Here is a 12,857-nt window from a genome sequence, read left to right as displayed (position 1 = left end):
ACATCATCTTATTTGTTATCGGTTTTCTTGTGACTTCATGCAAGAGTAATAACATCCCACAACAAAACTCTAATGATATTACAGGAAAAACCTGGAAATTAATCGAACTCAGAGGAAATGCTATAACATCCAAAAATAAGACTCCCTATTTTTCCCTCAATATGACAGATATGAGATATTCAGGAAATGGAGGTTGTAATGGAATTGGAGGCACATTTGAAATTTCAAAGGATATCAATCGTATTAAATTCAATCAGGGGATGTCCACTATGATCGCCTGTGATGACCTGGAAACAGAAAAATCATTTACAGATGCCATTCTACATGCTGACAACTACTCTCTTAAAGGAGATACCTTATCTCTTAACAAAGGACGAATGGCTCCGCTCGCTAAATTTATCCTGCAAAAATAATTTACTCTATTTTTGAAAATAATACTCTAATTATACAATTGCACTTTTACTAAGGTAAAAGTGCTTTCCATTCTAACCATTTTTTAGAGCTAATTATAAATTTCATCTTTAAATATTCTTCAAAAAAGATAATTTATTTTAAGAATAAATAAATAATAGTATTTTATTAACCTTAAAAATGGATAAATCTATCAGAAAATTTATTTTTGCATTGCGAAATCCATATAACTGTATGAAAAAAATATTCTACATTTTATTTTTATTCCTTATCATACCTTTTAATGCACAAAGCATTGACGAACTAGACAGCTTAACAGAAAAACTGAGAATTGAAGGCAAAATTAAAGAAAGTATCAATCTCAATAAAAAAGCTATCAAAGATTATGAAAAACAAGATGCTACTGAAAATCTGGTCAACGCCTATATCAATCTCGGAAGCCTTTTATGGAACCTACACAGCTATAAAGAAAGTTTACTTTATCTGGAAAGAGCGGAAAATAAAATGGATAAAAATACAAATCCCAGAGTAATAGCAAAATTGTATGCAATATATGGTAGAAATTATACATCTTTAGGACTTATAGAACAATCTAATTCCAATTTAAGTAGAGCCATATTTCATGCTCGGAAAATTGAAAATAAAAAACAGAAGGAGAGATACCTATATGTCATATATACTTGGAAAATAAATAATTTTGAAGCCTCTCAACCTGATAGCGATTCCATCAATTATTTTCAAAAAAGACGTTTAGAATTATCTCCACAACCTTTAACTTATGTACATATTGCTGAACAGCTTCTAAAAAAGAAAAAAATAGATTCTGCTGAATTTTATCTTAATAAGGCATCAAATCTACATGATGGCTATAGAATTTCCTATCAGCAATCTATGACATTTGTAGGGTTTGGAAAATTATATACACAAAAGAAAGATTATGAAAAGGCAATTGATTATTACCTTCAATCCCTTAAAATCTCTGAGCAGCTCAACCGCAAAGATGATATTAAAAATGCCTATAAATTAATATCAGAAACCTATAAGCTATGGGGTAACACAGAAAAAAAGAATGAATACCTTGAAAAATATTCCGAAATCTCGGATAGTATCATTAAATCCGAAAAAGAAGCACTCAATATCCCTATAGATAAAATAATTCAGGAAGAAAGCAGAAAAGAAAAACAGCAAAGGCAAAAATTCTATATTTTATTTGCATCTACAATTTTCGTTTTAATCCTGCTGCTTGTTTTATTATCGACTAAATATCTTAAAAAGCAGAAGCAAAAAGATGAAATTCTTATTGAAACCATCCATGAAACCGATGAATTAAAAAGCAAATTGAATGCTGCATTCGACGAGCTTTCTAAGCTTGCCAGCCATAATGACCCTTTCTTTCTTACCCGTTTCAAAGAAGTATATCCGGATTTTTATGATAGGCTGACCTCACAATATCCACATCTAACTGCCAATGATATAAAATTCTGCGCATTCTTAAGAATGAATCTATCAACAAAAACTATCGCAAAATATAAAAATATTTCAGTCCGCACCATTGAATCCAGAAAGTATAGATTAAGAAAAAAGCTTAATCTTTCTTCCGAAGTAGATCTAAACAAATGGATGATGGATTTATAAATACTCACCAAGAAAATCTCTTACCAGTCATTTCAATAAAAAGGCCAATAAAAATTCACTTTTGCATGGTGAATTCCCCTTTCATTTATATCTCAAAAACACTCCATATAAATTACAACATACTGAATATCATTTAATTAAATCAATGAAGTAATATTGCAGTAGTACTTTTTTCGTGAATTGGGATTATATTTGTCTCAACATATGCAAGTAAGTAAAAACACAAATTTTGTTCCCTAATAAGGATTTTAACAGTGGGCGATTTGCAAAAAACGCTCACTTTTTAACAAAGGTTATTACCTATAAAACTTAAGTTAAGTTTTATAAATAATATAAAGAGAATTTTTGTCTTTGATGAAAATAATATGATCCGATTAGTTTAAAATTTATTTATTAATTTATTTTGAATTTAAATCTTCAAAAGGTAAGTAAGTAAATTGAAGTAGGAATGCAAATAAGCCAATATCAGAAACTCATCCCAATCTGCTGGCATATTTGCTTCCTCTTTTTTTTATGTAAATCTAAGGAGTGAGACTTCTTCAGGAAGAGGGACATCGTTTTCAATAAACTGATATAGCTTCTCTGAAAAATAACAGCCATTTAAAATCCCTCTGGCTCCTAATCCGTTAAAGACATACATCTTTTTATATTCTGCGTGCCTTCCGATAAGAGGTCTGCGGTCTTTCACAGTAGGTCTGAAACCAACAGCAGCTTCTTTAATTTCAAAATCATGCGGATAAAATTCTGATAGTCCATTACAAAGTTGTTCTACTGCCGAATCATCAATATTATCGTACAATTGATTCCTGTCATAAGTTCCTCCATAAAAATAAATGTTATCTTCCATAGGAAACAAAAAATGTTTCTTTTTAATAGTTACTTTCTCTTCTATCGGTACAGAAAGATTTACTTTGATATGATGTCCCTTATTAGGGTTAACCTCAAGTGTGGAAAAATAGGGATTAGATTTCACTCCCATTCCTTCACAAAATACAATATTTTTAAAAATGAAATCTTTATAAATATTTTCCTCATTGTTTAACAATGAATAATCAAACCTCTCTTTTACAAGTTTAAAATTAGATTCCAAATAATTAAATAGATCATCAAAAAATACATTTACATCCAGTCGGGCAGATTGATTTACCTTTCCTGTTCTAAATGGATTTTTAACCACCTGCAAGGCCTTAAAATCCTTATTCAGAAAATTCACAAGATCTTTATTATCCGATTTTTTCATCCACAAATTCTGTTCGTTTTCATCATGGAAAATTCGGTGAATAGGATACTCAATCAGATAATTCTTTTGGGTATATTCTTCTATTTCCTTTAAAATTTGCTTGAGAAGATCAATCTGTTCCTGAGCTTTCCAAAATGTGGTAAACTTCTTAAGTACTACGGGATTAACAATCCCTGCAGAGACCCGGGAAGCGCTCTTTTTCCCTTCTGAATAAATAGCGAAGGATTTCCCATGCTTAATTAACTGATGTGCAAAAAACAAAGCTGCATATCCATCCCCTACAATGATATAATCTACTTTTTTCATAATATAAAAAAACCTGAGTAAAAGTACTCAGGTTTTATATAAATATCAAGTGAAATGCTTAATAATTCCACATATCATTTTCCATTTGAAGAATCTGTTCTTTGATTCTTTCACTTTCTTCAATCTGATCATCAGCATCTTTAGGAATATAATCTTTGATTACACCGTCTCCTAAACCTGATGAAGACTTGTAGATCACAGAAGAAAATCTTCTTGCATTGATCAGGTCATCAAAAGATAAGTCAGCTGAAGAGTTCTTTCTGTTGAATACAAAATTGTTAGCCAGAATATCTCTTGCACTTGGATAATAAATCCAGAAAAGGTCGATAAGCTCATCAGCTCCTGCCAAAGGCATTCCATCAGGACCAATTTTACCCTGAATAGACGGGTCCGGCCCCATTGCTGCAATAGCAAGTGGTCTGTATTTCATTTGTCCGTCTCTCTTATCGATGAACCACATTCCCATAATCTTAAGAACTTTTACTTTATCCGTAGTCGTCTTAATATGGTCTGTATATTCAAGTTTTTCCTGTTCTGTAAGCTGACGTCCTGAATTTAGGATATCAATAGCTGCATCATCAATCTGTACAGACTCAAGTCTTTTCTGAATTCCTTCCGGTGATAATTTCATGGTAAGGTTTTCATCATCATAAACCTCAGTAATATTACCTGATAAAGCTGCGTCTAATAATAATTGATACAAAGATCTTGTAGTAGTAGAAAGCAATCCATCAGGATTATCATAATAGAAAGGCTGATTAATTTTATCATTCATATCAATAACCTCCCATACGAACATACTTTTCAAAATATCCTTTTCATCTACAAATCCATATTCAAGAGGTGTGATCTTATTACTAATAACAGTATCTCCCACTTTTTTCATAGATTCAGCTCTCATTCTTCTAAACTCCTCTGGAGAGGAAGCATTTAGAATAGTCTGGGCCAATGAAAACCCTGAAACTAATACTAAAAAACTGCTAATATATTTTTTCATAATGTAATTTTAAGTATTTAATCTTATTGTATATTAATAACAATAGGAGATATATTTTTAACAATTTGACCATCCAGACCGGTAGCTGTTGCTTTAATATCATAGATATAAACTACATCTCCTGCTCTCAGGTTTCTCGTTAATCCTGCCGCTTCACTTAATGAGCTTCCAGAGATTAGTAAACCTGCTCTTCCCGGTACTTTTACCATAAATCCGGTAACGTTAAATGAAACAGGGAAATCAAAATCAGGAATAGCTGCCTGCACGGACTGATTCGGAACTGAAGTTGCCGGCATAGACAATACATTCTTTCCTCTCATCTGTCCTTGTGGTGGTGGTACATTCTTAATTCTATATTCAAATACCTGAGATACCGATTTACCATGTGGATCGGTTCCAGATAATGTTAATCTCACTGTATTACCTGAAGTAGGTCTAACAATCCATTTACCGGCACCTGTATTTCTAACTGATGCTCCAGGAGCAGATAATGAAAGCTTAGAATTGTCAGCACCTAATATAGACCCTGAAACCGGGTTATCAAGCCCTCTGTACATTACATTCATCTTGTCTGCAGAAAGTAATAATCCTTTTTCAAGTTTTACTTCTCTTGGTCCTGCAATAACATTATAAGTATGAGTCCAAGGGAAAGACTGAGGTTTACCTGAAGCATCCGTTAATGTAATAGTACCATTTAAAGTGTGCTCACCTAATGCAGAACCACTAATAGGAATAATACCTTTTCCATTTTCAAGTTTGCTAACTCCGGTAATATTAATTTTATTACTGTTTGAATAAGTACCTAGCATTACTTTAACTTCAGCTTGTTTACCAGCCTGAATATCAACAGGTCCGGAAACTATCGGCTCATAGCTTGTAAATTTGATGTTTGCATCTACTTTTTCCTGAAGTAATAATGCCAATGCATCTGACTGAACATTTCTCGCATCGTTCTGAATAATTTCCAAGTTAGAAATAGCAGCAATTAACGATTGATGATAAAATTTATTTTGGAGCCATGTTTTCTCATTGGGAGATTGCCCTTTAGCATATTCAGCAATCAGGGATTTATTAGCTCTGGATACCAATTTCGCAAGTTGAGGATTATTTCCAAAAGTTTTATTAATATAATTTCTTACATCATCAATTTTAACTTTTAAATCATCTGCTCCTTTTGAAGGAGAATTTTCATCACCTTCTTTAAAGAAATAATTAGTAGTAGCTTCGTTATTGTTAAGTGCAGAGAAATTCTCGCTTACATCAATATCTTTTCCTGTTTTAGGATCTTTATCTTGAAAACCAGATTCTTTTTCTAGTTTAATTTTAATTTGATCCGCATGAGAAACCAAATCATTGATTTTGCCTTTTAATACTTTATAATCTTCCCAAGCCTGAGCATAAGTATCAGGCACTTGCTGGGCCTTAGCTTCCAAAGTTTTTTCAAAGATATCTTCATTTTTTTGCTCGGTCAGCAAACGGGTATCTTTCAGAGATACTGTAGAGTCATAATATGACCTGATGATTTCTGCATCAATATTGAGCGCCATCATAGCGATGAACACCAGATACATCAGGTTGATCATCTTCTGACGTGGAGTCTGTTTTCCTTGTGCCATTCTCTTTTCTTTAGTTTTTGATTAAGTAGTTAATTAGAAATGGGTTGGAAATTAAGACTTCATAGCAGTCAACATACCACCATAAACTCTATTTAAGTTGTTTAAGTTAGAAGTTAATCCTTGTAATTCTTCGTTGAATTTTTCTGATTGCTCAGCAGATTTTTGCATATCTTCTACATATTTCTTAGCAAAGTCTGCCTGTTTCTGACCATTCTCCAACTGCATAGCATATAAAGCATTCATGCTTTCCATATGCTGAGCAGCTTTGTTTAATTGATCATTATATTTATGAGTAGAAGCAGAAACATCAACAGTCTGATTAATCTGATCTACAGAACTTGAAAATTTATCAATTCCTGATCTCAATCTCTCAAATAACTGAACATCCAGTTTCGCATCTTCAAGCATCTTATCTAATTTGCTGGAAAGAGAATTTTCTAATTCTGCAAATTGTGAACTTATATTGATATTATTTTTAGAAGATACATTTGAGTGTAATGGGTTAGGATTAGCATGTTTATCTAATAACTCCGGATATACATTTTCCCATGCATAAGCTTCTTCAGTTTTTGGTGGATCAAAAGCGAAAATAATAAAAATAATAGCTTCTGTAATAAGCCCTACTGTAAGAGCAACGTTACCACTAATTGGGCCTAAGTTAATGTGAGTAATTTTAAGCCAAGCTCCAAGAATTACAATCGCAGCACCGAACGAATAGAAGAAATTCATCCAAGCATCTTTAGTCTTAAACATATATTTTAGTTTTTTTTAATGTTAAAAATTATTGAAAAATTATTTTGTTTATCTGTTAACTCTTTTTGGTTTAACAGCTGCTTCAGGAATATCCTGTACAGTTCTGAATCCGATATAGCTTCTTGCTGAATCTTTTCTTTCCCAATCTCTTGCACCTGTCATTAGCATATATCCTATATCTTTCCAAGATCCACCTCTTACAGATTTTTTTGTATCAACCTTGTCTTTAGTAGAAGGGTTCAATGTAGAAGTGAACACGTATGAAGAGTTATTGTAAGAAGATTCTGTCCATTCAGAAACATTTCCAGCCATATCAAACAATCCAAATCCATTTTTCTTAAATTTCTTAACTGGAGCGGTATATGTATAAGTACCTTTTTTCTCGTCTTCCATATAATTACCTCTCTTAGGCTTAAAGTTTGCTAGGTAGCAACCTCTGTCATCCATTAGGTATGGACCACCCCAAGGATAAGTTGCATTCTGCATACCACCTCTTGCTGCATATTCCCATTCCACTTCTGTAGGTAAACGGAATTTCATGGGTCTTTGTTTTTTTCTTTTCAGACTTTCATTGTAATCTGTTTTCAATTTAGATCTGAAATTACAATATGCTCTGGCCTGATCCCAGGTTACCCCTACTACAGGATAATCTTTGTATGCTTTATGCCAGAAATATTGTTCGAATAGAGGCTCATTGTATGCAAAGTGGAAATCCTTCACCCAAACGGTTGTATCAGGATAGATAGCAATGCTTGCACTCTTAAGGTAGTTTGCCCCTCTCTCATTATCGGCAAGTGCTGCATCCATATCTCCCCACTGGTAATTATATTTAAGTTTACTAACGTCTAAAATTCTTTCGTTTCCTATTCGGGAAGAAGCCGGCAAGTACATAGATTCAAGTACTTCAGCATATTCTACATCAGGATATTTTGAAACATTCCAGTGTAAAGGAATTTTCCAGTCCAGTCTTTTCGTTTCATCATATCCTCCGTCTCTTCCTCCCTGGCTTTCTAAATATTCCTGATAAGGTGTTAAGTTTTCTTCTTTTTTTGCAAGGTATGCGTAATCTCCTATGCTTGCTCCTCTACCTCCACCTTCTCCGCCTTCTCCGGCAGCTTCAGCTAATAAAGTTCTCGCAATAGAATCTCTTACATAATTGATAAATACCCTGTATTCTGCATTAGTAGTTTCTGCTTCATCCATAAAAAATGAAGAAACAGTAATAGTTTTTAACGATGTTTTCTCAGGAGTATTTGTCATATCCTGATCTGCCAATCCTAAGATAAATGATCCTCCGGGAATTGCAACCATTCCGTATGGTCTTTCTGCCACAAATGATTTCGTTTTTTCTTTTGGTATCAATTCTCCTTTTGTTCCGGGCTTCCCTACTGAAGCTCCACCCCCTGAACAAGATACCGATGCTACCGACGCAGATAATAATAAAAGAAATATCCTTTTCATGTTAATTTTTATAATTAAGCCGTAAATATATAATTTTTTTAAGAAACTTTTAAGATTTTTTTTGAAATAACGAAAGAAATCTAAATTTATTTTATTTGCAACTATTTTTTATTCAACAGTTACAGATTTCGCTAGGTTTCTTGGCTGATCTACATTGGCACCTCTATAAACTGCAATATAATATGCAAGCAACTGTAAAGGCACTGAAGCTACTATAGGAGAGAAACATTCTGAAGTCTCAGGAATTTCAATCACATAGTCTGCCATACTGCTTACCTGTTGGTCTCCCTTGTTCACTACCGCTATCACTTTTCCTTTTCTTGCTTTAATTTCCTGAACATTACTTACAATCTTATCATAATGACCTTTCTTAGGTGCAATAATAACGATTGGCATATTCTCATCAATCAATGCAATAGGCCCATGCTTCATCTCAGCCGCAGGATATCCCTCTGCGTGGATGTAAGAAATTTCCTTAAGCTTTAATGCTCCTTCCAGTGCTGCCGGATAATTATATCCTCTTCCTAAATAAAGGAAATTGGTAGCGCTTACAAAATCTTTAGCAATATTCTGAACCAGATCATGAGTCGTATTCAAAACGTCTTCTATTTTCTTAGGAATAGCATCCAGTTCCGATATTAAGCTCATAAATTCTGCATTTCCTAAATTACCATTATGTTTACCTAATTTAAAAGCAATCAGAGTAAGAATAGTAAGCTGTGCTGTAAATGCCTTTGTAGAAGCTACACCGATCTCCGGTCCCGCATGGGTATAAGATCCCGCATCCGTAATTCTTGCAATAGAAGAATCCACTACATTACAGATACCATAAATAAATGCACCTTTTTCTTTAGCTAATTTTAATGCAGCCATAGTATCAGCGGTCTCTCCTGATTGGGAAATAGCAATTACCACATCTTTATCTGTAATAATAGGATTTCTGTATCTGAACTCAGAAGCATACTCCACCTCTACAGGAATTCTTGCATATTCCTCTATAAGATATTCCCCGATAAGACCTGCATGCCATGAAGTACCACATGCTATAATAATAATTCTGTTAGCATTTTTGAACCTTTCTACATGATCCCATATTCCTGCCATTTTGATTACTCCTTCGTCTACAAGTAATCTACCTCTCATGGTATCATGAATAGATTTAGGCTGTTCAAAAATTTCTTTAAGCATAAAATGTTCGTATCCTCCTTTTTCAATCTGCTCCAGGCTTAATTTTAATTCCTGAATTTCAGGCTGAATTTTGGAGTTATCTTTAATGGTACGAATATCTACTCCATTTTCCAATGAAATAGTAGCCATATGTCCTTCCTCCAAATAAATAGCTTCCTTAGTAAATTCTACAAAAGGAGAAGCATCAGAAGCGATGAAATATTCTTTATCACCAATACCTATTGCCAAAGGAGATCCTAATCTACCTACAATAAGTAACCCAGGATAATCTTCATGCATTACAGTAACTGCATAAGCTCCATATACCTCATTAAGTGCATATCTTACTGCAGTTGGGAAATCTGTTTTTGCATTAACATCCATGAAATATTGAATAAGGTTTACTAATACTTCAGTATCTGTTTCTGATTTAAAAGAGAAACCTTTTTCTATAAGCATTGTCTTAATAGTATCATAATTTTCAATAATCCCATTATGTACAATCGCTATTTTCCCATTATTAGACAAATGCGGGTGAGAATTTCTATCACTTGGAACTCCATGTGTAGCCCAACGTGTATGCCCCATTCCAAACTTAGCTGTATTTTTAAGTTGGCTGGAAATAGCAACCAAATCATCTACCTTCCCCTTCGTTTTTTCTACTTCAAATGTATTGCTTGGACTTTCTAACACAATTCCTGCACTATCATACCCTCTATATTCAAGCCTCCTAAGACCATTAATTACAACATCATAGGCATCCTGAAATCCTGTATAACCAACAATTCCGCACATAATTTATCTAGTGTTTTTAATTTTATTTTGTTCCGTAAATAACTTTTAATTGAATTTTATTTGCATTGCTAGGGTCTGTTCCTACAAATACAGCTCTGTCTCTTGTACTTGTTCTGGTTGTATAATTATAACCCTGCAAAGCTGTTTGAGCAGCATTACCAATAAAGCTTCCCATATTGATTTTAAAATACTTATCCGTATTACTTCCTTCTGCTTCTACAATATCTTTTACTGATTTTGTAATAATGAAATCATAATAAGCAGGATTTTTATCAAGATCGTATGTTTTAAAATAGGTTGAAGTAGACACTAACCCACTTGACAAATCAGTTGTCAAAGCAAAAGTATCCTTATTTGTACCAGCACCTTTAGTTCCTTGGAGAATCGTAAATAAAGAAGGCTTTACATAACTATTATTCCATACATCCTTATCTGTATAAATTCTGATACGGGCACTGATAATAGCTGCTTTATTATTTTGGTATAAAGTTTTAAGTTCTTCAATAGTAGTATCCGGAATTTTAACTCCGATTGACGGACCACCCATTCCCTGCATATATAATCTTTTATCTCCACTGGCAGTATTGCTTGAGGCTAAGGCACTAGCTAACGGAGTACCGGCTCTGTCATATTCATAGTGAGCAATATGAGCATTGGTAGATCCTAAAATAAAATTATAACTGGTTTGTGTTCTTGTAACGTTTCCGTCAGAATCTGTATTATCGTATTTATAATACATAACCAATTCCAAATCATTTGGAGAGAATTGGAATAAATAACCATCGCTTTCATCAACTGACAGTCTCAGTCCTTTAAAATATCTGATAAAGTTAGAAACATCCTGAAGCTCGGATTTACTTTGCATTCCGATAATTTTAGTCTGAAAGAAGCTTGAACTCAAAGGAATTCTGAAACCGACAGCGCTTGATGTATAAATAGAAGAATCATCTTCATCTTTAGTAATCGCTACCGTATTTACTTTACCGTCGAAAACTTTCGATCCCAAATCAGTAGAATAGTTATATACTTTATTAGAATAAGCAATATCAGCAGAACCATTTAAAAAGTCTGTCACTTCATTCACTCTGATTGTTAAACTCTTCTTAGCTTTCCCATATTTAAGTGCAGGATATGTACTTACTACTTTTTTAGCGGCAATACTTCCTTCGGGGTATACATAATCTTCATTAGTGGTAGTTGTTACAGAATCGCTGGCATAAGTAGGTTTTATCACTAAAACTACTGAATCCACCACCGCATTTGTACCAAAATTAGGGTTATATGTAGACAATCTTAATTGTGTAAAATAAGAGGCCTTCTGCAGTCCAAACTGACTCTCTGTAAAAGCCCCCAGAACTGCTCTGGAAGTTCCGCCGTAATAGTCAGAATACATTCTTGATGCATCACTTCTTATACTATCGTTATTGTTAATATTATAAGCTATAAGATCAAAAGATTTTTCGTTCCCCTGTGCTGCTCCATTCTCAAATAATTGTTGCCCCAAAGAATCTGGATCCGGTTCACAATTGTAAAGCAATACACTGCCAAAAATCACCAAGGAAAATATGGTTAAAGTCTTTTTAATAGTATGAATCATTAAAAATGTATTTAATTTAATAAAGTTTATTAATAGAGTCTACATCAAGATACTCCGATTTTGGAGTTTGTGTTTCATTGAAAGCTTTATCAAAATCTTCATTTAAAAACTCATCTCCTTTTACTACTGCATCTACATAGTTCATACTTTCAATAACAAAACTCTGGAAGCTTGGATTATCTAACGCTTTTAATCCTGAAATATTGTCAAACTGCAATTTTTCACCTACATTTTTATTCAACGCAGCATCTTTCTCATTGTATAAAGAAAGAACGATTTTCGCATCTTTAAAGTAAGTATCAGATTGGTAGTAGGTTTTAAGATAAATTGGAATAAAGGAAGCCATCCATCCATTTAAGTGGATCACATCAGGCACCCAGTTTAACTTTTTAATAGTTTCGATGACTCCTCTTGCAAAGAATATAGCTCTTTCATCATTATCATCGAATGAATTTCCTTCATCATCAAAATAATATTGCTTTCTTTTGAAATATTCTTCGTTATCAATAAAATAAACCTGAAGTCTTTCCCCCGGAAGAGAAGCTACTTTGATAATCAATGGCTGATCAAGGTCATTAATTATAATATTCATTCCAGAAAGGCGGATCACCTCATGAAGCTGGAATTTTCGCTCACTTATCTGTCCAAATCTTGGCATAAAAACTCTTACATCATTGCCTTCATTGTGCATCTTAAGTGCCATTTTGTTGACCACTGCAGCCATATTTGTGTCTTCCTGATATGGAAACATCTCTGTAGTAATGTACAGTATCTTCTGATTCGGCATATAATTTTCTATCTAAATTTAAAAACGCTTAATGTGCAAAATTACAAAAAAACATCCAACATTATTTTAATTAACATTTTTTTACGATAATT

10 protein-coding genes are annotated in these 12,857 nt (G+C 33.4%); 2 read left to right on the top strand and 8 right to left on the bottom strand.

Annotated features, from left to right (window positions below; genetic code table 11):
* Positions 1–413, top strand: a 413-nt coding sequence (locus tag Q0A18_RS04755) for an META domain-containing protein (RefSeq protein WP_363315946.1), incomplete at its 5' end; no start/stop codon positions are given.
* Positions 414–645: 232 nt separating this feature from the next.
* Positions 646–2,046 (top strand): hypothetical protein, encoded by a 1,401-nt coding sequence (locus Q0A18_RS04750; protein WP_292009027.1) that lies wholly within the window; start codon positions 646–648, stop codon positions 2,044–2,046.
* Positions 2,047–2,557: 511 nt separating this feature from the next.
* Here the strand turns inward: Q0A18_RS04750 and Q0A18_RS04745 are convergent.
* From Q0A18_RS04745 to Q0A18_RS04710, 8 genes are all read right to left on the bottom strand, one after another.
* Positions 2,558–3,592: an FAD-dependent oxidoreductase gene (locus Q0A18_RS04745; protein WP_292009026.1), complete on the bottom strand. Its 1,035-nt coding sequence runs from the start codon at positions 3,590–3,592 to the stop codon at positions 2,558–2,560.
* A gap of 58 nt (positions 3,593–3,650) precedes the next feature.
* The gene (gene gldN, locus Q0A18_RS04740) at positions 3,651–4,589 is read right to left on the bottom strand and encodes a gliding motility protein GldN (RefSeq protein WP_292009025.1); all 939 of its coding nucleotides are present in this window, start codon (positions 4,587–4,589) and stop codon (positions 3,651–3,653) included.
* 23 nt (positions 4,590–4,612) lie between these two features.
* Complete coding sequence (locus Q0A18_RS04735) at positions 4,613–6,205, bottom strand: GldM family protein (protein ID WP_292009024.1); 1,593 nt, start codon at positions 6,203–6,205, stop codon at positions 4,613–4,615.
* A 51-nt stretch (positions 6,206–6,256) separates the two neighbouring features.
* The gene (gene gldL, locus Q0A18_RS04730; protein ID WP_292009023.1) at positions 6,257–6,958 is read right to left on the bottom strand and encodes a gliding motility protein GldL; all 702 of its coding nucleotides are present in this window, start codon (positions 6,956–6,958) and stop codon (positions 6,257–6,259) included.
* A gap of 48 nt (positions 6,959–7,006) precedes the next feature.
* Positions 7,007–8,419, bottom strand: a complete 1,413-nt coding sequence (gene gldK / locus Q0A18_RS04725; protein ID WP_292009022.1) for a gliding motility lipoprotein GldK — start codon at positions 8,417–8,419, stop codon at positions 7,007–7,009.
* Between the two features lie 108 nt (positions 8,420–8,527).
* Positions 8,528–10,381 (bottom strand): glutamine--fructose-6-phosphate transaminase (isomerizing), encoded by a 1,854-nt coding sequence (gene glmS / locus Q0A18_RS04720; protein ID WP_292009021.1) that lies wholly within the window; start codon positions 10,379–10,381, stop codon positions 8,528–8,530.
* 22 nt (positions 10,382–10,403) lie between these two features.
* Positions 10,404–11,978, bottom strand: coding sequence for a DUF4270 family protein (locus tag Q0A18_RS04715; protein WP_292009020.1), 1,575 nt, complete (start codon positions 11,976–11,978; stop codon positions 10,404–10,406).
* Between the two features lie 16 nt (positions 11,979–11,994).
* Positions 11,995–12,765 carry a glycogen/starch synthase gene (locus Q0A18_RS04710; RefSeq protein WP_292009019.1) on the bottom strand — a complete coding sequence of 257 codons (771 nt, stop codon included), beginning with the start codon at positions 12,763–12,765 and terminating at the stop codon, positions 11,995–11,997.
* Positions 12,766–12,857 lie beyond the last annotated feature (92 nt).

The sequence above is a fragment of the Chryseobacterium sp. genome, assembly GCF_022712095.1.
In the GTDB taxonomy this organism is placed as follows: domain Bacteria; phylum Bacteroidota; class Bacteroidia; order Flavobacteriales; family Weeksellaceae; genus Chryseobacterium.
This window is presented reverse-complemented; position numbering and strand designations above follow the sequence as displayed.